15 protein-coding genes are annotated in these 22388 nt (G+C 70.8%); 3 read left to right on the top strand and 12 right to left on the bottom strand.

Annotated features, from left to right (window positions below; all coding sequences use genetic code 11):
* Positions 1–105 precede the first annotated feature (105 nt).
* On the bottom strand, positions 106–309 hold the full coding sequence (locus ACFVYF_RS17875) for a cold-shock protein (protein WP_062705208.1): 204 nt from the start codon (positions 307–309) through the stop codon (positions 106–108).
* Between the two features lie 469 nt (positions 310–778).
* Between ACFVYF_RS17875 and ACFVYF_RS17870 the strand changes: the two genes are divergently transcribed.
* Positions 779–1039, top strand: coding sequence for a hypothetical protein (locus ACFVYF_RS17870; protein WP_389456305.1), 261 nt, complete (start codon positions 779–781; stop codon positions 1037–1039).
* Between the two features lie 86 nt (positions 1040–1125).
* Here ACFVYF_RS17870 and ACFVYF_RS17865 read toward each other — a convergent pair whose 3' ends face one another.
* The 6 genes from ACFVYF_RS17865 to ACFVYF_RS17840 form a co-directional block, all read right to left on the bottom strand.
* Complete coding sequence (locus ACFVYF_RS17865; RefSeq protein ID WP_389456303.1) at positions 1126–3816, bottom strand: alpha-mannosidase; 2691 nt, start codon at positions 3814–3816, stop codon at positions 1126–1128.
* 83 nt (positions 3817–3899) lie between these two features.
* Complete coding sequence (locus tag ACFVYF_RS17860) at positions 3900–6755, bottom strand: glycoside hydrolase family 2 TIM barrel-domain containing protein (RefSeq protein WP_389456301.1); 2856 nt, start codon at positions 6753–6755, stop codon at positions 3900–3902.
* 899 nt (positions 6756–7654) lie between these two features.
* The gene (locus ACFVYF_RS17855; RefSeq protein ID WP_389456300.1) at positions 7655–8659 is read right to left on the bottom strand and encodes a LacI family DNA-binding transcriptional regulator; all 1005 of its coding nucleotides are present in this window, start codon (positions 8657–8659) and stop codon (positions 7655–7657) included.
* A gap of 198 nt (positions 8660–8857) precedes the next feature.
* Positions 8858–10525, bottom strand: coding sequence for a xylosidase (locus ACFVYF_RS17850; protein WP_389456298.1), 1668 nt, complete (start codon positions 10523–10525; stop codon positions 8858–8860).
* 383 nt (positions 10526–10908) lie between these two features.
* Positions 10909–11634, bottom strand: a complete 726-nt coding sequence (locus ACFVYF_RS17845; protein ID WP_389456297.1) for a chitinase — start codon at positions 11632–11634, stop codon at positions 10909–10911.
* A gap of 141 nt (positions 11635–11775) precedes the next feature.
* Positions 11776–12294, bottom strand: coding sequence for a lytic polysaccharide monooxygenase auxiliary activity family 9 protein (locus ACFVYF_RS17840; protein WP_389456295.1), 519 nt, complete (start codon positions 12292–12294; stop codon positions 11776–11778).
* Between the two features lie 507 nt (positions 12295–12801).
* On the opposite strand from ACFVYF_RS17840, the gene ACFVYF_RS17835 reads away from it, so the two are divergent.
* On the top strand, positions 12802–14076 hold the full coding sequence (locus ACFVYF_RS17835) for a hypothetical protein (RefSeq protein WP_389456293.1): 1275 nt from the start codon (positions 12802–12804) through the stop codon (positions 14074–14076).
* Between the two features lie 166 nt (positions 14077–14242).
* On the opposite strand, the gene ACFVYF_RS17830 is transcribed toward ACFVYF_RS17835, so the two are convergent.
* The 4 genes from ACFVYF_RS17830 to ACFVYF_RS17815 all read right to left on the bottom strand — a co-directional run bounded on the left by ACFVYF_RS17830 (position 14243) and on the right by ACFVYF_RS17815 (position 19634).
* Entirely contained in the window at positions 14243–15571 is a 1329-nt protein-coding gene (locus ACFVYF_RS17830) for a UDP-glucose dehydrogenase family protein (RefSeq protein ID WP_389456291.1), read from the bottom strand.
* A gap of 23 nt (positions 15572–15594) precedes the next feature.
* Entirely contained in the window at positions 15595–16629 is a 1035-nt protein-coding gene (galE, locus tag ACFVYF_RS17825) for a UDP-glucose 4-epimerase GalE (protein ID WP_389456289.1), read from the bottom strand.
* Between the two features lie 25 nt (positions 16630–16654).
* Complete coding sequence (locus tag ACFVYF_RS17820) at positions 16655–18562, bottom strand: glycosyltransferase family 2 protein (RefSeq protein WP_389456287.1); 1908 nt, start codon at positions 18560–18562, stop codon at positions 16655–16657.
* 85 nt (positions 18563–18647) lie between these two features.
* The gene (locus ACFVYF_RS17815; protein WP_389456781.1) at positions 18648–19634 is read right to left on the bottom strand and encodes a UDP-glucuronic acid decarboxylase family protein; all 987 of its coding nucleotides are present in this window, start codon (positions 19632–19634) and stop codon (positions 18648–18650) included.
* 621 nt (positions 19635–20255) lie between these two features.
* On the opposite strand from ACFVYF_RS17815, the gene ACFVYF_RS17810 reads away from it, so the two are divergent.
* On the top strand, positions 20256–21311 hold the full coding sequence (locus tag ACFVYF_RS17810) for an arabinogalactan endo-beta-1,4-galactanase (RefSeq protein ID WP_389456285.1): 1056 nt from the start codon (positions 20256–20258) through the stop codon (positions 21309–21311).
* 119 nt (positions 21312–21430) lie between these two features.
* Here ACFVYF_RS17810 and ACFVYF_RS17805 read toward each other — a convergent pair whose 3' ends face one another.
* On the bottom strand, positions 21431–22354 hold the full coding sequence (locus ACFVYF_RS17805; RefSeq protein ID WP_389456284.1) for a UTP--glucose-1-phosphate uridylyltransferase: 924 nt from the start codon (positions 22352–22354) through the stop codon (positions 21431–21433).
* Positions 22355–22388 lie beyond the last annotated feature (34 nt).

The raw sequence follows: 22388 nt of genomic DNA, 5'->3' as shown, positions 1-22388 counted from the left end.
TGGGCGCGGAACAGGAGCCGCGCGGCGGGGCACACACCCCGCAAACAGCAGCAAGCTGGGGCCCCACCGTACGGTGTGGGCCCCAGCTGCCTCAGCGCTTCAGCGTCAGGCGGGAGTGATGTTCTCCGCCTGCGGGCCCTTCTGGCCCTGCGTGACGTCGAAGTTCACCTTCTGGCCTTCCTGAAGCTCACGGAAGCCCTGCGCGGCAATGTTCGAGTAGTGGGCGAAGACGTCGGGGCCGCCACCGTCCTGCTCAATGAAGCCGAAGCCCTTTTCCGCGTTGAACCACTTAACGGTGCCAGTAGCCATGTCAAAATCTCCTTCAGGGCAGTGCCCAGGGGGCTCACACTGTGTGAACCCCCGCATCGCCGCAAATGACCCCGTCCGGGAAACAGCACCGGAAATACAAAAGTGCCCGACGACAGAAGTCATCAAAGGCACTTGAAGTCAACGGGAACCACAACTGCAACTGCGATCAAGCCTAGCACGCCCCGGCCGGTGGGGCGCGACAAGTGCGACTTTTCGCCCCCAATGTCATGATCGCGCACTGCGTATCGTCCGGAATCGGCAGGTCCTGGGCTCGACGGGGTGCCGTGACCGGCCGAAGCAGACCGCCCGAACGGAGGCCTCCGGTCGTGTCGGGGCGCTGTGCGGGCGCTGCCGTCCGGGCGCGGGCCCCCGTTCGGCGGGCCGGGCCCCGTGTGGCCGCCCGGCCGTAGACTCTCCGCGACCGAGCGGCGCGCACCCGGCGGCGGCCGGCCGAAAGAAGGGCCGACCCATGATGGCGCGCGCCAGACTGATCCAGGAGCTGCGCCGCGACGGCACGGGGCACACCGCCACGGACGCGGCCCACCTCGTCGAGGACTACGCGCACCACCTGGCCACCAGACTGCGGGAGGCCGGCCACCGCGAAGCCGCCGACCTCATCGACCCGCGCGCCGGACAGTGCACCTGCGGCGCCCCCGGCGGGGACGACGAGGACAGCGAGCAGACCCGCCGCTACTGGGAGCACTCCCGCTCGTGCCCGCAGGGGACGTGAGCAGACCCGCAGGGGACGTGAGCGGAAGCGCTCCCACGCGCACCGGGCGCCGGTGAAATCCCCGGCGCCCGGTGCGCCCGGTGCCGTCAGGAGACTCTGACCGTCGCGATCTCCCAGGGCCGCAGGGGCAGCCGGAGAGCGCCGTCCTCGACCGGGACGGACGCCTCCGGGCGGCCGAGCAGATCGAACCGCCGCGCCGAGGTGAACGGGCCACGTACGACCGCCGTCGAGGCGTCGGGCGACTGGGCGACGAGCCGGAGCTCGAGGGCGTCGTCGCGGCGCCGGAGGCTGGTCAGCACCGCCCCCTGGACGGAGATTCCCTCGCCGGACGCGGGAGCCGAGTCGAGCGGACCCGTGCCGAGAGCCGCGTGCAGAGGGTGCCGATAGCGCTCGGCGGCGTCGAGCAGACCGCCGTCGCACCAGTCGCCGGCGTGCGGCAGCACCGCCAGCTGGACCGTCGTGGTCCCCACCATCTGGGCCTCCGGGGTGGGGATCTGCGGCCCCGCCGGCTCCTCGCGGTAGGGGTGGACGTTGCGGCTCAGCTGCCCCGTGCTCCGGAGCACGGTCAGGGCGAGTTCACCCTCGAGCAGCTCGTACTCGCAGGCCTGGGTCAGCAGCAGTCCGGCGCCGCCCGCGTCGGCGAAGCCGTGCGCGGGGAAGGTGGGGATCGGGTACTCGCTGAAGCCGCCCTCGGCCGTCCGGCCGCGCTCCACCACGGCGAACTGCCCCTCGGCGTGCGAGGCCGACGCGGGCCGGGCGAGCGGGACGTGGAAGCGCACCCGGTGGTCGAGTGAGGCGTTCTCCAGCATCAGGTCGAACCGTACGAACGGCTCACCGGCCCGCAGCTCCACGTCCATGAGGACGGTGCCGGTCCGGACGTCGGCCGTGCGCGCGTCGGCCGCCCAGTCCACCGCCGCCGGCCAGTCATACGTGCGTACGACGGTGAGCGTGCCGTAGAGCGGGCCGTCGACCCCGGTGTCGACCTCCACCGACCGCGGGACATCGAGCACGGTGTCCCGGCCGGGCGGAGCGTAGTTGTAGCTGTCGCCACGGTCGCCGCCGTCGACGATCCTGCCCACGCCGTCGAGGACCGTCCCGTCCGCCGAGGCGATCCTCAGGGTGCCGTCGTCGAGCACCGTGACGGTGACCAGGCCATTGGTCAGCGTCCGGCCCTCGGTCCGTACGGCGTGCTCGACCTCGGTGGCTCCGGGTACCGGGCGCAGCGAGGTCCAGCCGAGCGGGGGAGCCTCGACCAGGCTCGTCACCGTGCGGCGCTCGGCCTGGAGCAGCTGGACCGTCCACTCGCCTTCGGCGCCGGTCACCGCCGTACGCACCGCCTCGACGTCGAACGGCGCGTCGCCGCCGTGCCGGGCCAGCGAGAACTCCAGCAGGCGCCGGTCGGGATCGCAGGTCCAGCCGGTGACCTCCAGGCCGAACAGCTCACGGCCGTGGATGCGGGGCAGGAAGGAGGGCAGGGCGGGACCCGCGAGCGTCTCCGAGTGCAGCAGCCGTCCGCTGCGGGCCTCGATCTGGGCGGGCAGCCGCCTGCCGTCGGGCAGTTCGACCGAGACGTCCGTCCAGTCCGCGGGGATCTCCAGGTCCAGGGTGACCAGATCGCGCCGGACGGCGGGCGAGGGATTGACCGCGATCATCGCGTCCCGGGACACGGACCGCGCGAGCCGGCCGACGACCCGGTCCTGCACCGCCTGGCCGAGCTGCCCTGCCTCGCTGACGCGTGCGAACACCTGCGTCGCCGTCTCGTCGACCCCGCAGCCCGTCACCGAGTCGTGCCCTGACGCGTCGACGAGCCGCCACCACGCCATGTCGAGGAACCGCTGCGGCCACTCCGCCGACCAGAGCGCGGCCAGGGGCTCCGCGTACCGCTCGACAAGGCGTTCGGCACGTGCCATCGCCTGCTTGAGGTGGGGGCGCACCGACAGCACGCCCGGCAGGATGTTGGCCGCGGCGTGGCTGCGCAGTTCTCCCTTGATCACCGGCAGCGCCGGGTCGTCCGCGTCGCGCGCGGTGACGTATTCGCCGAGGGTGGTGATGCTGACGTCGACCGACTCCGGGTCGAGTCCGGCGACCAGTTTGACCAGGGAGCCCACCGGTGCCGAGTGGTCGGTGCCGTACATCGCGAGCACCGGGTCGTCGCCGAAGGACGGCTGGAGCCGCCGCCCGAGGTCCGCCATCCGCTCGGCGAACCGCTCCGTGTCGGCGAACACATAGGCGGCGTTGCCGTAGCCGCCCGCCAGGTACTCGACCCGCACCGAGCTGCCGTCCGGGGCCGTCCAGCGGAACGCGTGTCCGTCCACGCCGGACGGCACACCCCGCCACAGACAGGCGTGTTCGAAGCCGGCCGCGGAGAGGATCTGCGGCATCTGCGCGGTGTGGCCGAACATGTCGGGCAGATAGCCGACAGGCATGGCGCCGCCCAGGTCGCCGGCGCGCGCCCACCCCAGTTCGAGGTTGCGGACGATGTTCTCGCCGGACAGCAGGAACTCGTCCAGCAGGATCTGCCAGGGCCCGACGGCCAGTTGGCCGTTCGCCACCAGCGCGGCGATGCGGTCGCGGTTCTCGCCCCGGACTTCGAGGTAGTCGTCGACGGCGGCCATCTGACCGTCGAGGGTGAAGCGGAACCGCGGGTCGGCCTCGGCCCGGTCGAGGACCTCGTCGAGCAGGTCGACCAGCCGGAGCCGGAAGCGCTGGAACGGTTCGTACCATTCGCGGTCCCAGTGGGTGTGCGGGACGAGCCGTACGTGGGGGATGCCGGTCATCGGCCAATGCCTCCATTTCGTGGGGGAGGTTCAGGAAGGCGGTGTTCGTGGGGGCCGGGAGAGCCGCGTCTTTGCGGGGCGGATCAGGAGAGCGGCGTGAAGGTGAGCGTGAGACTCGCCTTCCGCGCCTGGAGCCGGTACGGGGGCAGGACACCGGGGCCGCACGAGGCGGAGCCGAGGCCGTGCTGGGCGAAGTCGAGGTTCAGATGTACCAGTTCGCCCGGGGTGAGGTCGGTCGTGTGGGTGGCCGCGTCCAGTTCCTCGGTCGTCCAGCGGCGCGCGGTGAAGTCGAACACCGGCTCGCCGTCGACCCGGATCCCGGCACCGCCGCCGGACGTCAGCAGCAGACTGCGCACATCCGTGCGGTTGCCGTTCTCCTGCGGATACACGTACGGCGTCTGCAACGCGTCGACCGTCCGCACGAACCGGCCGATCCGCGCCGCCTGCCTGCTGTCGGAGTATGCCTCGCCGGCACCCGCGCCGAACCACTCGGCGGTGCCGAACGCACCCGGCAGGGCCATCCGCAGCCCGAGCCGGGGGAGCGTGCACGGCCAGGTGCCGTCGGGTTCGACCTCGACCCGCAGCCGGAGCCGGCCGGCGTCCGCGGTCCAGTGGTAGGCGGCGAGCATGCCGAAGCCGAGCGCGGGCGGGGCGACCCGGGTGCGGACCACGAGTTCGTCCTCGCGGACGTCGACGCCCGCGACCCGGTGCTGGAGCCGGTGCAGTCCGGCCGCCCGCCATTGCTGTTCCTCGGGCCGGTCCGGGCCCCGGTCGTTGTCGGTGGGCGCCCGCCACAGGTCGAGACGCGGTCCGTCCACGGGGTGAGCGCCGAGTGAGGTCAGCCTGCCGGTCGCGGGGTCGAAGGCGCCCGGGCCGAGCCGCAGCAGGCCTGCGGACGTCGTCGCCCGCGCGCCGCGGGCCGGCGCGGCGGGCTCCGGCGCGGGAGTGATCGGCACCTGCCCCCAGGCCACCACATGACCCGCTGCCGCCCAGCGGGTGCCTGTGGCCAGGACGGCCCGTACGGTGAGCAGGCTTTCCGCCGTGGTCGGGGGCAGTGCGGGCAGCGGCACGTCCACGCTGTGTCCCGGCGGGACCGGGCCCACGTCGAGCGGGCCCTCGGCCCGGGCGACCCCCTCCTCCTCGAGAACCCAGGAGAAGCCGAGCCCGTCGAGCGGGACCGTGTCGTAGTGGTTGGCGATACGGATCCCGCCCGAGCCCGCGCTGATCCGTACCGGCTCGAAGACCTTCGCGAACTCGACGAGCGCGGGGGAGGGAGTGCGGTCCGGGTGGACCACACCGTCGATCACGAAGTTGCCGTCGTGCAGCGGCTCGCCGAAGTCACCGCCGTACGCGAAGAACTCCCGTCCGTGCTCGTCGCGTTGGGCGATCCCGTGGTCCAGCCACTCCCAGATGAAGCCGCCCTGGCAGCGGGGATGGCGCTCGAACAGCTCCCGGTACTCCAGCAGCCCGCCCGGGCCGTTGCCCATCGCGTGCGCGAACTCGCAGAGCAGGAAGGGCAGTTCGCGGCGGCGGGGGTTGTCGTCGTCCACCCGGCGGCCGATCCGGTCGACCTCGTCGTGGTCGGCGTACATCCGGCTGAAGACGTCGACGTATTCGCACTCGAAGTCGCCCTCGTAGTGGACGGGCCGGGAGGGGTCGCGGTCGTGGGTCCACTCGGCCATGGCCGCGAGGTTGCGACCGGTGTGGGCCTCGTTGCCCAGCGACCACAGCACGATCGAGGGGTGGTTCTTGTCGCGCTCGACCATCCGGCGCATCCGGTCGAGGCAGGCGTCGGCCCACTGCGGGTCGTCGCTCGGGTTGCCCGCCCAGTCGAGGGTGCCGAAGCCGTGCGTCTCCAGGTCGCACTCGTCGATCACCCAGAGCCCGTAGAGGTCGCAGAGCTCCAGGAATGCCGGGTCGGGCGGGTAGTGGCTGGTGCGGACGGCGTTGATGTTGTGGCGCTTCATGAGCTGGATGTCGGCCACGGCGAACTCGCGGGGCAGTGCCCTGCCGAACTCCGGGTGGTGCTCGTGCCGGTTGACGCCCCGGAACAGGATCCGGCGGCCGTTCACCCGGAGCTGCCCGTCCTCGATCGTGACGGTGCGGAAGCCGATCCGGACCGGTACGCGCTCCGTCGCCGTGTACACCTCGCCGGCGTAGAGACGGGGGCTCTCCGCGCTCCACGGTTCGATGCCGTCGAGCTCGGCGGACTCCCCGGCGGGCAGGCCTCTCACGCCGAGTTCCGGGACGCTGATCCGCACGTCCGGGCCGGACGCGGAGACCGACAGCGTGCCGCGCCCGGTCCGGTGGTCGTACCCGGCGTGCACCGTGTAGTCGGCGACGCCGCCCGCCGGGCGGGTCAGCAGGGTGACGGACCGGAAGATCCCGGACAGCCACCACATGTCCTGGTCCTCCAGATAGCTGCCGGCCGACCACTGGTGGACGCGTACGGCGAGCACGTTGTCCCGGGGCCGCAGCAGCGCGCCGACGTCGAACTCCGACGGCAGCCTGCTGCCCTTGGTCACGCCCAGCTCGTGGCCGTTGAGCCAGATCCGGGCGCAGGAGTCGATGCCGTCGAACCGCAGCACGGTCGGGGCGTCGGGCCGGTCGGCGGGCAGGTCGAACGTCAGGCGGTAGTCGCCGGTGGGGTTGTCCGAGGGCACCTCTGGCGGATGGACCGGGAAGGGGTACCGCGCGTTGGTGTAGGCGGGTCTGCCGTGTCCCTGGAGCTGCCAGTGCGACGGCACGGGGATCGTGTCCCAGCCGTGGTCGTCGAAGTCATCTGAGTCGATCCCGTCCGGCGCCGCCGCGATCGACGCTGACAGCAGGAACCGCCAGCTGCCGTTCAGGCTCAGCGCCCACGCGTCCGACGCGAACGCCGCGCGGGGCGGCAGCGCGCCGTGGCCGGGGGCGGGATCCTCGACGTACGACGAAGACATGGATTCCCTTCGGAAGACGAGCTGGGGAGGAGGAGGCCCTGGCGGGCGCCGGCCGGGCCGGCGCCCGGTCCTCAGGCCTTGAGAGCGCCGGCGGCGATGTTGGCGATGAAGTGCCGGGCGCCGAAGAGGAACACGTTGATCAGCGGCACGATCGCGACGAGCGTGCCGGCCATGATGACGCTGTAGTCCTGGACATACAGCCATGTCGTGCCGGAAGTAGAGGGCGGCGGGCCCGATGTCGAGGGGGAAGCCCAGCCGGAACCCGTCGGGGCTCTGGCCCGCCTGCCACTTCCAGGGCGGATACTCCTTCGCCACCGCCTCGGCCCCGAGCGTGTTGAGGTCCCGGAAGCGGTCGCTGTCGGAGAAGTACGTCGAGATGTTGTCGCCGAGCATGGTGATGTCGGGCAGACAGGCCTCGCCGGCGAGTGCCGCCGGCAGCCGCTGCTTGAGGTCACCGCTCACCGGCGACGTGACGAGCTTGTCGCGGGCGAAGCGTTTGGTCGCCTCGGCGAGGATCTTGTCGGACAGGCCGTTGGAGGTGTACCAGAGCGTCAGATGCCCTGGGTTCGCAGTGGTGGGACTGGTACATGCACTGGCTCCGAACTCCGCGGCACCTGTAACAGCCGCGCCGGTCAGGAACCTTCGTCGAGTCAGCGCCATCGGGGACCCTTCACGTCCCGTGAACGTTCACGAACTGCCGCGAAGTCTGCGGGGCGCCGGGTTTTCGTGTCAAGACATTCGTACGGTGGGGCTGAACGGCTTCGGGTCCGGGGGAGCGTGCGACGGGCTGCGCGGCCGGACAACTCCCGTTCCGTGACCGTCGACTGGCCGTCGCCTTGCTCCAAAGGGGAGTTCGTCGCGGCCGGGGTTCGTCCGTCACGGGGTCGCGCGGTGGCCCCTCACGCGGACTCCCGCAGCCGCAGCTCCGCCCGTACGGCGAGGTCGTCGCCCGTGAGCGGGTCGCTGCCCGTCAGCAGCCGGGCGACCTGGTCGATGGCGAGGGCGCCCACCTTCCGGGTGTCGAGGGCGACGGTGGAGAGCGCCGGCGCGACCAGCGTGCCGAGCTGCAGGCCGTCGAAGCCGATCACGGCGAGGTCCTCGGGGACGCGCCTGCCCAGCCGTCGCGCCTCGCGCAGGGCGCCGATCGCGATGATGTCGTTGTAGGTGAACACCGCGGTGACGTCCGGATGGAGGGCGAGCAGGGTCTCCAGCGCCTCCCCGCCGCCGTCGGCCGACTGGCTCGCCCCGACCACGGCGTCCGCGTCGATCCCGTGGGCCGCCGCGGCCGCCCCGAACCACCCGCGCCGGACGCTCGGCTCGGCCCGGCCGTCGTGATCGAGCATGCCGATCCGGCGATGCCCCCGCGCGACCAGGTGCGCGACCGCCGCGCGGACGCCGTCCTCGCCGTCTATCCGGATCGAGCTGAACCGTGCCGTGCGGTGCTCACGGCCGACGAGCACCACCGGGATACCGCGGGTGAACAGGTCGATCTCCTGCTCGGGGCGGCTGAAGTAACCGAGGACCGCGTCCACCTGGGAGCCGATCACCTGCAGGGTGCCGAGTTCCTCCTCGGCGCTGTCCGCGGTGTCGTACACGACCACGTGCCAGCCACGGGCCCGGGCCGCCTCCAGGGCGGCCGCCGCGACCTCGGTGAAGTAGGGATTGCACAGATCCGGGATGACCAGGCCGATGGTGGTGGTGTCCTGCCGGACCAGACCGCGGGCGAAGCGGCTCGGCCGGTAGCCGAGTTCCAGAGCGGCGTCGAGCACGCGCTGTTTGGTGGAGCCGTCGATCCCGTCCTGGTCGTTCAGCGCCCGGGACACGGTCTGCCGGGACACGCCCGCGGAACGGGCGACGTCGTGGATCGTCACCCTCCGGGACTTCGCCCCCGACGACACCACCATCGCGTACCTCCCCGGTTCCCGCGGGCGCCGGTGCGGCCCGCGGGCTCCGAGTATGCCTGGGCCGGGCGCGGCGGCGCGAGATGATCCAGGTCGCGGGCCCGGCCCGGCCGCACCGCGGCCAGGGGTTCCGGGCCTGCGACGACGCCGCAGATGTGCGTGCCACAGCCCGCGTCTGCGCCGTGACCGACCGGACAGGTCCTAGCCGGTGACGAGGGTGAACCGCTCGTACGAGCCGATGGCGGTGCGGTCGGCGATCAGCGCGGAGTCCCCGGCGTCCTCGGCGGTGACGTACTTGCCGTTGGCCTTGGCCAGCAGGCTGACCGTCCCGTCGCTGTTCTTCACGACCTGGAAGGACTGCGCGCGTCCCGCCGTGGTGCTGTCCGCGATCAACGGGGAGGAACCCGCCGTGACATAGCGGTTGTTGGCGTGGGAGCGCAGGGCGACGGTGCCGCTGCCCGAGTCGACCATGTCGAACTGCTCCCAGGGGCCGATCGCCGTGCGATTGGCGATCAGCGCGGAGTCGCCTTCCTTCTCGGCGGTGACGTAGCTGTCGTTGATGCCGGCCCGCAGGCTGACCACCTTGTCGGAGAGCACGGGTTCGGTGGGGCGGGTGGCGGTCAGTTCGATCTCGCCCTTGAGCATGCGGCCACCGTCGCCGGTCAGACGCAGGTAGTAGTCCGAGGAGCAGGCGGTGCCGTCCTCGTCGAGGGTCAGGATGCCGGAGTCGGTGGGGACGGAGTCCTGGGACTCGGCGGTCTTGGCGATCTGGTTGCCCTCGTTGTACTCGTCGAACATCGAGATGTAGATGCCCTGCGCGCCGACGCGGACCATGTTGTAGAACTGACGCCACATCAAGTCGCCGTGGGCGCGCTGGCGTTCGGAGACGTCACCGGGCAGCACGCAGGGCTGGTAGTCGATGCCCTTGGCGTCGCACTCGGCCTGGTCGCCCTTGTTGACGTTCTCGTAGTAGTTGTCCGAGTCGGCGGCCGTGCCGATCGCGCCGACCATCCACGGCGAGATCATGTCGAACGCGTGGAAGACGTCGGTGAAGCCGGCCCGGGTGCCCTGGCCGCCGGTCCGCCAGTCGTGCGGGATGCCGCCGATGACGTAACAGCCCTGGTCCTTGAACCAGTTGACGACGTCGAGCGAGGCGGAGGCGGAGAAGTCGCGCTTGTCGTCGTTGAAGCCGAATCCCCAGATGCACACCACCGGTTTGCCGTTCTGCACGGCGTAGGCGGACGAGGAGGTGTACGCCTTCATCTTGTCGGTCCAGTCGGTCTTGATCTCCGACTGCATATCCGTCCAGTCGGTGACGTCGTACATGATGTAGAACTTCACGCCCTGTGCCTCGGCGGCACTGCGCACCTTGGCCGCCATCGCGTCGCGCGTCGGGCCCTCGCCGCCGGTCGGGTTGAAGCGCTGCAGGGCGGCGGTGTCGATGCCGTACTGCTGCATCCAGGCGAAGTGGGTGTCGACGGTCTGCTGGTCGTGGGAGGAGAACAGGTCGGCCGGACTGCCGTTGCCGAGGTCCGCGTAGCCGGTCTTGTAGGTCGTGGTGTACTCGCGCATGTCGGGCCAGGACTTGATGCCCGTGTTCGACGGCGAGGGTGCCTTGCCCATGTCCTTGGCCCAGTGCCACCAGCCGTCGATCGGGGCGTCGTCCCCCTTGGCGGCGAACCAGCCCTGGTAGCCGACGGTGATCTTCCCGACGACATCTCCCGGGGTGCTGCCGGCCGCGGTGGACGAGGACGTGGTGGTTGCCCTGGCGATGCCGAACGCGCCGAGCGCGGCGGCGGCCGTACCCCCGGCGGCCGCGCCCAGGACCTTGCGGCGCGACCAGCGTGTCCTGCGATGCGACAAAGACATGAAGTGCTCCAAAGCGGCGGGGCGCCGCGCCGACGGCGGCCGCTGCCCGCGTATGTGATCTGGGTGGGGGGAGGGGCGTCGCTCACCGAAGGGGGCTTCGGGATGCGCGTATGCCGGCCGGGCGCGCGCGTTCAGCCTGCTGAACCACGGGTTCCGGTTGTGAACTCATTCAACTCGTGGGCGCGCGTCCGCGTCAAGGGTCTAGACCAGGATGCGTGGATGATCCGGAACGGGGCGAACTGCGTCCTTCGACGCGGTCCTTGGCTCCTCGCCCATGGCGTACCCCGAGGCCGGGCGCCGCAGCGGATCCGCGGGCACCCCCGGCACCCGGACGGCGCCGGCCACGAGGGCCGGCGCCGTATGGACGGGTGCCGCTTCGTGCGTCAGCAGCTGAGGTTGCCGCCCGGGTCCACGCCCAGGATCTGGGCGAACTTCTGGTAGTTGTCGATGCGGCTCTGCACCTGTGTCGGATTGCCGCCGTTGCACTCCAGGCTGCCGTTGATGCTGCGAATGGTTTCGCCGAACCCGGCGCTGTTGACCATGGCGTTGTGCGGCGTCATGGTCCCGGGTCCGGTCTGGGTGTTCCAGTACCAGAGCCCGGTCTTCCAGGACACGGCCGCGTCGTTCTGCACCAGGTCGGGGTTGTTGAGCAGGTCGATGCCCAGGGCGTCGCCGGCCGCCTTGTAGTTGAAGTTCCAGCTCAGCTGGATCGGTCCGCGGCCGTAGTACTTGTCGTTGCCCGCCGGGCAGCCGTACGACTGGCTGGTGTCGCAGTAGTGCGGGTAGTTCGCCGTGTTCTGCTCGACGACGTAGACGAGGCCGCCGGTCTCGTGGCCGACGTTCGCCAGGAAGGCCGCGGCCTCCTGCTTGCGCACGGTGTCGCTGCCGGTGCCCGTGAACCCGGGGTAGGCGCTCAGCGCGGCGGTGAGACCGCTGTACGTGTAGAACGAGTTCCGGCTCGGGAACATCTGGTTGAACTGGCTCTCACTGACGACGAAACCGGCCGCCGCTGTGTCCTTCTGCGCCTCGGCCGGGGCGGCCAGGGTCAGGGCGGCGAGCAGGGTGGCTGCACCGGTCGCGGTCAGCAGTCCGAGCGTACGTCGACGCATATGGGGTCACTCCATGGATCGGGGCGCTGGGCAGCGCATGTCCCTCGACGGGGAACGGTGGGGGGAGTCCGTGAGTACGGGAGTGGGGCTGACGGGGCGGGCGGACCGGTGGGAGCCGCCCGCCGGCCGTGAACTGCCGTGTCAGCCACCGACGTTGACGTCGACGCAGGCGTAGAACGCGTTGCTGGTGTCGGCGATGTTCCAGACGGCGAGCACCTTCTGCCGGCCCTTGAGGCTGCCGAAGTCCACCGAGTGGGTGACGGTCGCGCCGGGCTGGGCGCCGTTGTCGTTGAACTCGGCGATCTTCTGCCCGCCGGCGAAGTACTGCCAGGTGCTGGTCGAGTGACGGGCCGTCAGGGTCCACTGGAACTCGGTGGTGCTGCTGACGGGAGTGACCTGCCAGCCCTTGCTGTCGTCGTCGAGCTCGGCGTAGCTGGAATTTCCGCCGCTGCAGCTCGTCAGCCCCTTCGGGCCCTCGACGCTCTGCGGCTCGTAGGTGATGGCGCCGCAGCTGACCGTTCCGGCGGCACACTGCGCCTGCCGGCTGGGCGGGTTGGAGATGTAGCCGTGTGCGCTCGCGGAGGCCGCGGGCAGGCTCACGGCGATCACCGGGGCGAGCGCCGCGCCGATGAGGGCGGCGGTCTTCTTCCTTGCGTGCATGGTTACTCCTTCACTACAGGTCGACCCGCGGGGTACGAGGTGGTGGGGAACCGGGTACGGCGGGTCGGCTTCTCGTGGGTGGGGGGCCAGGAGTGCGAAGGCCGGCAGCATGAACCCCGTGTGCAGACGCGATCAAGTGCGCCTGCCGGGACGGGATTTGCTACTTGGACTAGACCATACCGGCGGACGCGTGCGCGTCAAGGGTGTTGCAACAGGTGGCAGTTGGGAAAAGGGGCATTCGGGGACGAGGAGGAATACGTCGTTCCATCGTGCGCAATAGTGAAGTGTTGAGGTCGTCGTGGCGATCGCGAAGAGTCGCTTCCGGGATTCGGAGCGCTCCCGGGCCGTCGCGCAGCCAGGTTTCCCGGCGCTTCGGCGCGCGGGACGGCACCCGACCGTGTGGATCCGGTGGAGCCGTGCAACCGTTCGCGTGACCTGGCTGTCTAGGCGGTGGGGCGCCCAGGCGGGCCACCCCACCGGGTCATGAGCGAACAAGCTGGAGGACGCATGTACAGCCGTACTGCTGCGGCACTTACCGCAGGCGGACTGGCCGCGGTACTGGCAGGGGCCGGCTGGGGTGCGTACGCGCTCACGGACGACGGGTCCACCTCGCAGGGCGCCGCGGCGTCGAGCGCCGGCACGCGCGCCGAGGGCCAGGGCAAGGCGGTCATCACGCTGCCGGGCGGCCGCAAGGTGGAGGTCCGCTACGTCGACGGGAAGGGCCTCGGCGAGCGGCACTACGACCCCAGGACCAAGAAGTGGTCGAAGACGCAGCTGATCTACACCACGAAGTCGGACGCCTGTCAGGGGATCGAACTGGCGGCCGCCGACGGCACGGTCGCCGCGATCGCCGACTTCGGCCCCTACTGCGATGACGGCGAGCCGCCCCAGGAGTCCATCGCCGCGGTCGGCACGGGGCGGTTCACCGCCTGGGAGACGAACCTGCAGAAGAGCTTCGACGGCTGGGACACGGCGAATGTGGCCAAGGGGGGTGCGAGCGCCTCCTTCGTGCAGACCAGCGAGGAGACGATCGAGACCCTGCGCTGGTCGAAGAAGGGCGGGTTCTCCGGCCCGACCGAGGAGCCGCGACCGGCGAAGAAGCTCTCCGAGAAGTTCTTCGGCAGCTGGAAGTCCGAGGACGGCTCGCAGCGGGTCGCCGTCCAGAAGCTCGGGAACGGAGGGGTGGCGACGTTCTTCACCCAGAGCGGCGAACGCTGTGTGACCCGCGTCGGTCTTTACCCCTACTCCGAGACGGTCGGTGAGTTCACCACCGGCTACCGCGAGGAGGGCGACCGGACCAAGAACTGCCCCGCCTACCCCGACTCGGACTTCATGAAGCTGAACAAGGCGGGCACCGCCCTGAGCTTCGAGTCGGCGCCGGGCACCTTCACCAAGGCCGAGCCCAATCAGGAGGAGCAGAAGCTGCCGAGCCCCCCTGGGCCGGTCTTCAGCGTGGACAAGGACTGGCTGGGCGACTGGCAGCTCGCGGACGGCAGCCGGCGGGTCACCATCGCGGAGCCGAAGGCGGAGGAGCCGATCGCGACCTTCACCAACACGAGCGGCCCGCGCTGCGTGGCCCGCGCCGAGTTGTACGTCCTCACCGTGGACCAGCTGTCCAACATCGCCTCCCGGCCGCCCGAGGTCATCGAGGGCGCACCGGCGGCCGGCTGCCCGCCGCAGAGCGTGGACTTCACCCTGTCCGCTGACGGCCGTTCTTTCGTCCAGAAGGTGGAGGGCGAGCCCGACGTGACCTATGTACGGGTGGCAGGCTCGGAGAAGTGAGGGCGTCCGCGCGGTGATGGGGGCTGACCCGGCACCGTAGAGGGGACCCGGGAGAGGAGCCGTCGACGTGGGCGTTCCGACGGCTCCTCGGTCCGAGTACGGTTCACCGGTTCACCGGTTCACCGGTTCACCGGTTCACCGGTGTGCCGGTGTGCCGGTCCGGGGCTCAGGCCCCGGCGAGGGCGCGGCCCAGAGCACGCACCGTCCACCCCGCCGCCTGCCACCGCTCCGCCGGCAGCGCGTTGCGGGCGTCGACGATCCGCGGGCTGCGCACGGTCGAGGCCAGCGCGGCGGGATCGAGCTCGCGGTACTCCCGCCATTCGGTGAGATGGAGGATCAGGTCGGCCTGCTCGCACGCCTTGTCGATGTCCAGGGCGTAGTCCAGGGTCGGGAACACCGCGCGGGCGTTGTCGATCGCGGCGGGATCGTGGACGCGGACCCGGCCGCCCTGCAGCTGGATCGCGGCCGCCACATTGAGCGCGGGCGAGTCGCGGACGTCGTCGCTGTCGGGCTTGAAGGCCGCGCCGAGCACCGCGACGTTTCGGCCGAGGAACGAGCCGCCGACCAGGTCGCGGGCCACGTCGACGGTACGCCGCCGGCGCCGCATATTGATCTCGTCGACCTCTCTGAGGAAGCCCAGCGAGTCCTGTACGCCCAGTTCCTGGGCGCGGGCGAGGAAGGCGCGGATGTCCTTGGGCAGGCAGCCGCCCCCGAAGCCCAGGCCCGCGGAGAGGAACCGCGGCCCGATGCGGGCGTCGTACCCGATGGCCTTGGCGACGGTGGTCACATCGCCGCCCGCCGCGTCGCAGACGTCCGCGATGGCGTTGATGAAAGAGATCTTGGTGGCCAGGAAGGCGTTGGCGGACACCTTGACCAGCTCGGCCGTGGCGAGGTCGGTGGAGATCCACGGCGTGCTGTCGGAGTCCAGGATGGGCGCGTACACGGCGCGCAGCAGGGTCTCGGCCGTGGGGGAGGTGACGCCGACCACCAGCCGGTCGGGGTGCAGGGTGTCCTGGACGGCGAAGCCCTCGCGGAGGAACTCCGGGTTCCAGGCGAGTGCGGCGGCCGGGCCTACCGGCGCGAGGGTGCGGATCCGCTCGGTGAGACGGGCCGCCGTACCCACGGGGACGGTGGACTTGCCGACGACGAGGGTGTCGCGGTGCAGATGGGGCGCCAGGCCGTCGACGACGGCGTCGATGTAGCGCATGTCGGCGGCGTTGGACCCGGGCTTCTGCGGGGTGCCGACGCAGATGAAGTGGACGTCGCCGAACTCGGCGGCCTCGGTGAGTGACGTGCTGAAGCGGAGCCTGCCCGCGTCGACGTTGCGGGCGAGGATCTCGTCCAGACCCGGCTCGTGGAAGGGCGTCCGGCTGGCGGCCAGGGCCTCGATCTTGGCGGTGTCGACATCGACACCGAGGACCTCATGGCCGATCTCGGCCATGCAGGCGGCGTGGACGGCACCGAGGTATCCGGTGCCTATGACGGTGAGACGCATGGGGGGCCTCCTCGTAAGGCGGGTCAGACGGCGGGGGGACCGCTGGGGTAGCCGCTGGGGTGGAGCCGCTGGAAACGCCAGGCGTCGGCGCACATGGCGGCCAGGTCGCGCGTGGTCCGCCAGCCCCAGGCACGCTCGACGCGTCCGGGGTCGGCGATGAGGGTGGGCACGTCACCGGGACGGCGGCCCAGGATGCGGTACGGGATGGGGGTGCCGACCGCCTTGGTGAACTCGGCGAGCAGCTCCAGGACCGACGCACCGGTGCCGGTGCCCAGGTTGAACACCCGCAGCCCCCGCTCGTCGTCGAGGTGGTCGAGGGCGACACGGTGGCCGTCCGCGACGTCGGAGACGTGGATGTAGTCGCGTACACCCGTCCCGTCGGGAGTGGGGTAGTCGTCGCCGAACACGGGCAGTTCCGTGAGCCGTCCGACGGCGACCTGGGCCATGTACGGCAGCACGTTGTTCGGTATGCCGGTCGGATCCTCGCCGATCCGGCCGCTCGGGTGGGCGCCGATCGGGTTGAAGTAGCGCAGCGCGATCACCGACAGCTCGGGGTAGCGGGTACAGGCGTCGGCGAGCAGTTGTTCACAGAGGTACTTGGTCCGCGCGTACGGGTTGGCGGGGGCGGCGGGGTCGGACTCGTCCAGGGGGACCTTGGGGGTGTCGCCGTAGATCGAGCAGGACGAGGAGAAGACCAGCCTGCGCACCTGGTACCGGGTCATGGCCCGGAGCAGGTTGACGGTGCCGGTGACGTTGATGTCGTAGTACTCGAGCGGCATGCGGGTCGATTCGCCGACGGCCTTCTTGGCGGCGAAGTGGATGACCGAGTCGATCGCGTGGGCGCTGAACACGGCGTCCAGCGCCGTACGGTCGCGCAGGTCGGCCCGGTGCAGGACCAGCGGGCGGCCGGCCAGCTTCTGCACCGCGTCGAGGGCCGCCGGGGAGCTGTTGGAGAAGTCGTCGACGACGACGACCTCGTGACCGTGCTGGAGGAGCTCCACGCAGGTGTGGCTGCCGATGAAGCCGGCGCCGCCGGTGACAAGGACGGTCTGGGGCACGGGATTCTCGCTTTCGTGGGGGCCGCTACCAGCCGAAGACGTCGCTGGCGTAGGCGGGATAGCGGGCGATGGCGACGGCTACCGGCAGGGCCGCCAGCGCGGCCGTCAGCAGCGGGCCCCGCACGGTGCGGTCCACCGCGGTCCGCAGCCGGACACCGGCGCCGCGGGCGGACTCCCCGGCGTGCAGCAGGGGGACGAGGAGTCCGACGACGGCGTACGTCGTCGCTCCCAGCAGGCACAGGAAGACGTAGCCGGCCGCGCGGGTCCAGGTCTCCGCGTACAGGGCCGCCGCGGCCAGCAGCACGTTGGTCGCCAGGTAGGGGAGCGTCAGCCGCAGAGGAAGGGGTTCCAGGCCCCCGGCGGACTTCGGGGTGACCTTGAAGGTGATCTGCCGGGGCCTGATCCGCTGGACGACGGCCGCGGTCACCCCCCAGGCGATCAGCGGCCAGCGCGTCAGGCAGTAGAGGTTGTTCTCCCAGCTGAAGAGGGGCGCCCGGCGGGGGCGCAGCAGGCCGCGGCGCCGCAGCAGCAGGGCCAGGGCGAGCACCCAGACCGAGATCGACCACCAACGCACAAGGAACTCGGGGTAGTTGACGTTGATCCACGGAGTGCCGGTGACCGCCGCGATGGGCGCGAGGGCCAGACCGCCCACCGTGGTCGCGGCCAGCAGCACGTAGTACGACAGGGCGTACAGGAACCGCAGTCGCAGCGTCCACGGCAGCCGGGGCAGATGCCGGGGGACGAGGTCGAGCAGCACGGTGGTCAGACTGCGCGACCACTGGAACTCCTGGACCAGCATCGCCGAGAAGGTCAGCGGGCCGTCACCGTGTGCTTCGGCGTCGATGGCGAACGCGCCGTGCCAGCCTGCGGAGTTGAGCAGGAAGCTGGTGGAGAAGTCCTCCGCCAGTTCGGGCCCTATGCCGCCGATGGACCGCAGCGCCTGGGTGCGTACCGCGTAGTGCGAGCCGATGCACGACGGCGCGAGCCCGGCGCTGTGTCCCAGCTGCGCCGGGCCGTGGAACGTGGCCTCCCGGTGCAGCCGGCCGCGCGCCGCCCAGGACAGCTCCGCGTTGGAGTCGCACACGCTCGGCGCGGCGACGTAACCGATCGCCTCGTCGGCGAACGGCCGGACCATCTCGGCGAGATAGCCGGGCTCCGGGACGTGGTCGCAGTCGAGCTGGGCGACCACGTCGTACTCCCAGTAGCCGACCTGGTCGTAGAAGAAGGCGAGGTTGCCCTCCTTGCAGCGGGTCCGGCGGGGCCAGGTGGTGCGGTGGTAGTCGGCCACCTCGAAGCGGGTGACGAGACCGACGCCGTTCTCCTCGCACCAGGTCCGTATCTCGTCGGTCGGCGACTCGTCGCACAGCCATACGTCGAAGGCGTGGGGATAGTCCTGTGCGCGCATCGCCCGGAGGGTCTTCCTGGCCACGTCCCACGGCTCGGAGGGAGCCCGGGTCACGGCGAAGGCGACCCGCAGCCGCGGTACGCCGATCGCCGGGTCGACCCGCCGCAGCCGGTTGACGCCGGTCATGAAGTAGACCGGCATCACGGACAGATAGAGCAGCACGGTGCCGTTGACCGCGATCCCGAGCCCGCTGGTCCGGTGCGACGGCTGGAGCAGCCACACCCAGAACAGCGCCAGACAGACCAGCCAGCCGGCGCTGAGCACGGCGACCACCGCGCGGTCGGGCCGGCTCAGCACCGGTACGAACGTACGGCGCAGCAGCCGGCGGCGCCGGTTGGCGGACCGGTCGAACACCGGCCCGCTCGCCGGGATGTCGACGACATGGCCGTCGGACAGGGCGAGGAGGGCGTCGGCCAGCTGCCGGCCGTCCTTCGCCGGGGCGACGAGGGAGGCGCCGTCGCGGACGGCGGGGGACAGGGGAGGCGCCGTGGACACGGACGGACCGGCGCCTGGACGCAGAACACTCATCTGCTGGACTCCGAGGAAGTCGCTCCCGCCGGCCGACCGGGACGACGGCCGGCGGGGAGGAGACGGACGAGGGGCGACGCGCGGGTCAGGCGGCCTGGACGACGTCGACCGGCGCGGGCAGTACCGATCCGTCGAGCTGTCCGCCGGCGATCATCTCGCGGGCGGCCTCGACCTCCTCGGGCCGCTCCCGGAAGTACTGCACCGTACGCCCGAGTCCGTCCTCGTCGGAGACGACCGGCTGCCAGCCGAGCACCTGCTGCGCCCGCGTGATCACGGGACGGCGGCGGGCGGGGTCGTCGACCGGCAGCGGGTGGTACTCGACCTTGCTCTCGGCCTGGGTCAACCGCAGGACGAGCTCGGCGAGTTCCCCGACCGTGCGCTCCTGCGGGTTGCCGAGATTGACCGGCCCCGGCTCCGTGGAGTCGATCATCGCGACGAGTCCCCGGACGAGATCGTCGACGTAGCAGAAACTGCGGGTCTGCGAGCCGTCCCCGTAGATGGTGAGCGGATCGCCGTTCAGCGCCTGGGCGATGAAGCTGGTGACCACCCGGCCGTCGTGCGGGCGCATCCGGGGACCGTAGGTGTTGAAGATCCGGACGATGCCCGTGTTGAGCTGGGAGGTGCGCCGGTGCGCGCTGGTCAGCGCCTCCGCGAAGCGCTTCGCCTCGTCGTAGATGCTGCGCGGACCGATGGGGTTCACATGACCCCAGTAGTCCTCGGGCTGCGGATGCACCTGCGGGTCGCCGTAGACCTCGCTGGTGGAGGCCAGGACGAACCGTGCTCCGTGGCGCTCCGCGAGGGCCAGGCACTGTTCGGTTCCGCGGCTGCCGACGGCCAGCGTCTCCAGCGGCATGCGGTGGTAGTCCGGCGGGGAGGCGGGGCTGGCGAGATGGGCCACGGCGTCGACGGGACCCGTGACAGGTATCTCCGTGGACACATCGGCCAGCGTGAATTCGAATTTCGGATGCTCAAGGAGGTGCTCGATGTTGCCGCGGCGTCCCGTTGACAGATTGTCCACGCAGACGACCGAATCACCGCGCTGTATGAGGGCATCGCATAAATGCGACCCCAGGAAGCCGGCGCCTCCAGTGACGACGATACGCACGATTCTCCTCGGAATGTGGGGGCGGAGGGGAGGGGGGCGAGGGCGATTCCCGCTAGCAAAGGGAGCCCTTCGTGCTTCGCAACTATCGCACTCCGGGAAGAGAGAGTTCCGGTATTACTGTGTGATGGTCGTCACATTCTCCGTTATGGACCGGACTGAAATTGCTCGTTTTCAATTCTGGCGTCTTCGGTGTTGCGCTCTGGTTACCGGCTTGGTTCTTTCTGTGTATTCGCTATGAAGGCGGAATGCCGGACCGGTGTGCGGTCACTTTTGTTCGGAATCCGGAATGGTGTGCATTCCCTCGGCAGTACGAGGAAGTGGGACATGGTGCGGTTTCGGTGCCATCGCCAAAGGGGTGGACGATGTTGTAGCGTGAATATGCGGTGAGCGGCTGTCCGGGCATTCCCCGCCGACGGCGCCGGAATTGCCCCGGTGGACCGCTGCCGCATCCCGCACTTTCGGAACTGTCGGCACTCCCGGACCGGAGCGACCTTGCTGTTGAGGAGAAGACTGCTGGCCGCCCTGCCAGGGCTGGCGGCCCCCGCGGTCACCGGCTGCCGAGCGGAGGGCCAGTTGAGCGCGGTCGCCATGAAGTCACCGATCCCGCCCCTGCGCGGCGCCGACCTGTCCAGCGCCCTGCGGGCGGAGTCGGCGGGCCAGACCTACCAGGACCGGGGGCGGCGCGCACCCGTGGAGCGGCTGCTCGCCGCCCGCGGCGCGAACGTCGTCCGCCTCCGGGTCTGGGTCCATCCCTCGCCGGGCGACAACGACCTCGCCTCCGCCCTCGTGCTGGCCCGCCGGGCCCACCGGGCCGGCCTCAGCGTGCTGCTGGACCTGCACTACTCCGACACCTGGGCCGACAACGCCCACCAGGTGACGCCCGCCGCCTGGGCGGACCTGGACACGGCGGCCCTCGCCGCCACCGTCCGTGCCTATACCCGCGACACACTGCGGGCGTTCGCCGCCGAGGGCGTCCCGGTCGACCTGGTCCAGATAGGCAACGAGGTCACCAACGGCATGCTGTGGCCCACCGGCCGGATCCGCGACGCGGACGGAGAGCACTGGGAGGGCTTCCTCGAAGTCCTCCGGGCCGGCCTCCAGGGAGCCACGGAGGGCACGTCCTCCCCGCCGCGCACCCTCGTCCACGTGGACAAGGGCGGCTCCGGGGCGGCAGGCGTCGACATCCGGGCCTTCTACGACCGGCTGGCCGGGGCCCGGATCCCCTTCGACGTCATGGCCCTGTCGTACTACCCCTTCTGGCACGGCTCGCTGGCCGCGCTCCGAGACGATCTGACGGATCTGGCGACGCGCTACCGCAAGGACGTGCTGGTGGTGGAGACGGCCTACCCCTGGAAGCTGCCGGCCGCGGGCGAGAAGGGGCCGTTCCTCGTCACGGACGCCGACCAACTGCCGGACGGTGACCGCTTCCCGCCCACCCCACAGGGGCAGGCCGCGTTCTTCGACGCCCTGCGCGGAGTGATCGCGCGGGTGCCCGGAGGGCGGGGCCTGGGCTTCCTCGCCTGGGAGCCGGGGTGGGTTCCGGGGGTGGGCTGGGACTTCGAGGGCGTGAACCCCTACAGCAACCTCACCATGTTCGACTGGTCGGGAACCGGGCTGCCGTCGCTGTCGGCGTTCGGCGGCTGAGGGCCGTCGTCCCGGCGGCGCGCCGCCGGGATCACGGGCATCCCCGCCGTGCTGCGCCAAGTGGCCGCGTCCCTCATTCGAGGGCGCGGCCACTGGTGATCAGAGGTGCTCGGACCGGGTCAGGCCGGCCCGTCGGTGCCGGACCGGCCGTTGTCGTCGAGGTCCCGGGCGAGCGCCCGCAGTACGGGCCCGTACTCGGGGTGCGCCAGCGCGGACGCGAACTGCGCGACGAGATAGTCCGCCGGGTTGCCGGTGTCGTACCAGCGGCCCTGGATGACCTGCCCGTACACCGCGCGGCTCTTCGCGTAGGCGTTGATGGCGTCGGCCAGATAGACCTCGCCGGTGCGGTGGTCGTACCAGCGCGCGGTCTGCTCCCGCAGCTCGTCGATGATCCCCGGGGTGATCACATAGCCGCCGATCGCGGCGAACGAGGAGGGGGCGTCCGCCGCCTTGGGCTTCTCCACCAGGCCGACGATCCGCAGCAGTCCGTCGTCCAGGTCCTCCTTGACCACGGGCACGCCGTAGCGCTCGGAGTCGCCCGGCGCGATGGGGAGCAGGGCCAGCACCGGGCAGTTGGTCGCCTCGTAGGCGCGGATCAGTTGCTGCGCGCGGGGGACCGGGGCCACGAAGACGTCGTCCGGCCACAGCACGAGCATGGGCTCGTCGCCGAAATTCCGCGCCGCGTTCAGGACGGGCGTCCCATTGCCGTACGGGCCGTGCTGGTCGAGGTAGGTGATGTGGCCCTGGCGGGCCAGTTCGGCGACCTCTTCCACGGCATCCGCGTACGCGGTCTTGCCGTCGGCACGCAGTTGTTCCACCAGTGCGGGGCTGGGCCGGAAATGGTCCTGGATCACGGATTTACCGCCGGAGACCACAATGGTGATGTCCGTGATCCCCGATGCCACGAGTTCACGCACCGTGTGCTCGATCACGGGTTTGTCGCCGACCGGCAGCATTTCCTTGGGGATGGCTTTGGTCAAAGGAAGCAGACGGGAGCCGAGCCCGGCGGCGGGGATCACCGCCCGGCGAATGGTGGGGGGCACGGAATCTCTCTCTGTTGAATGGCAATCGCCACTC

Origin of the sequence: Streptomyces sp. NPDC058274 (assembly GCF_042881375.1) — a bacterium.
Taxonomy (GTDB): domain Bacteria; phylum Actinomycetota; class Actinomycetes; order Streptomycetales; family Streptomycetaceae; genus Streptomyces.
This window is presented reverse-complemented; position numbering and strand designations above follow the sequence as displayed.

Excerpts from the sequence above, each read along its gene's own strand:
- ACFVYF_RS17855 (WP_389456300.1), bottom strand. The coding sequence starts at position 8,659 with ATGGTGGTGTCGTCGGGGGCGAAGTCCCGGAGGGTGACGATCCACGAC.
- ACFVYF_RS17865 (WP_389456303.1), bottom strand. The coding sequence starts at position 3,816 with ATGACCGGCATCCCCCACGTACGGCTCGTCCCGCACACCCACTGGGAC.
- ACFVYF_RS17875 (WP_062705208.1), bottom strand. The coding sequence starts at position 309 with ATGGCTACTGGCACCGTTAAGTGGTTCAACGCGGAAAAGGGCTTCGGC.
- ACFVYF_RS17830 (WP_389456291.1), bottom strand. The coding sequence starts at position 15,571 with ATGCGTCTCACCGTCATAGGCACCGGATACCTCGGTGCCGTCCACGCC.
- ACFVYF_RS17870 (WP_389456305.1), top strand. The coding sequence starts at position 779 with ATGATGGCGCGCGCCAGACTGATCCAGGAGCTGCGCCGCGACGGCACG.
- ACFVYF_RS17835 (WP_389456293.1), top strand. The coding sequence starts at position 12,802 with ATGTACAGCCGTACTGCTGCGGCACTTACCGCAGGCGGACTGGCCGCG.
- ACFVYF_RS17850 (WP_389456298.1), bottom strand. The coding sequence starts at position 10,525 with ATGTCTTTGTCGCATCGCAGGACACGCTGGTCGCGCCGCAAGGTCCTG.
- ACFVYF_RS17810 (WP_389456285.1), top strand. The coding sequence starts at position 20,256 with ATGAAGTCACCGATCCCGCCCCTGCGCGGCGCCGACCTGTCCAGCGCC.
- ACFVYF_RS17840 (WP_389456295.1), bottom strand. The coding sequence starts at position 12,294 with ATGCACGCAAGGAAGAAGACCGCCGCCCTCATCGGCGCGGCGCTCGCC.
- ACFVYF_RS17860 (WP_389456301.1), bottom strand. The coding sequence starts at position 6,755 with ATGTCTTCGTCGTACGTCGAGGATCCCGCCCCCGGCCACGGCGCGCTG.
- ACFVYF_RS17820 (WP_389456287.1), bottom strand. The coding sequence starts at position 18,562 with ATGAGTGTTCTGCGTCCAGGCGCCGGTCCGTCCGTGTCCACGGCGCCT.
- ACFVYF_RS17845 (WP_389456297.1), bottom strand. The coding sequence starts at position 11,634 with ATGCGTCGACGTACGCTCGGACTGCTGACCGCGACCGGTGCAGCCACC.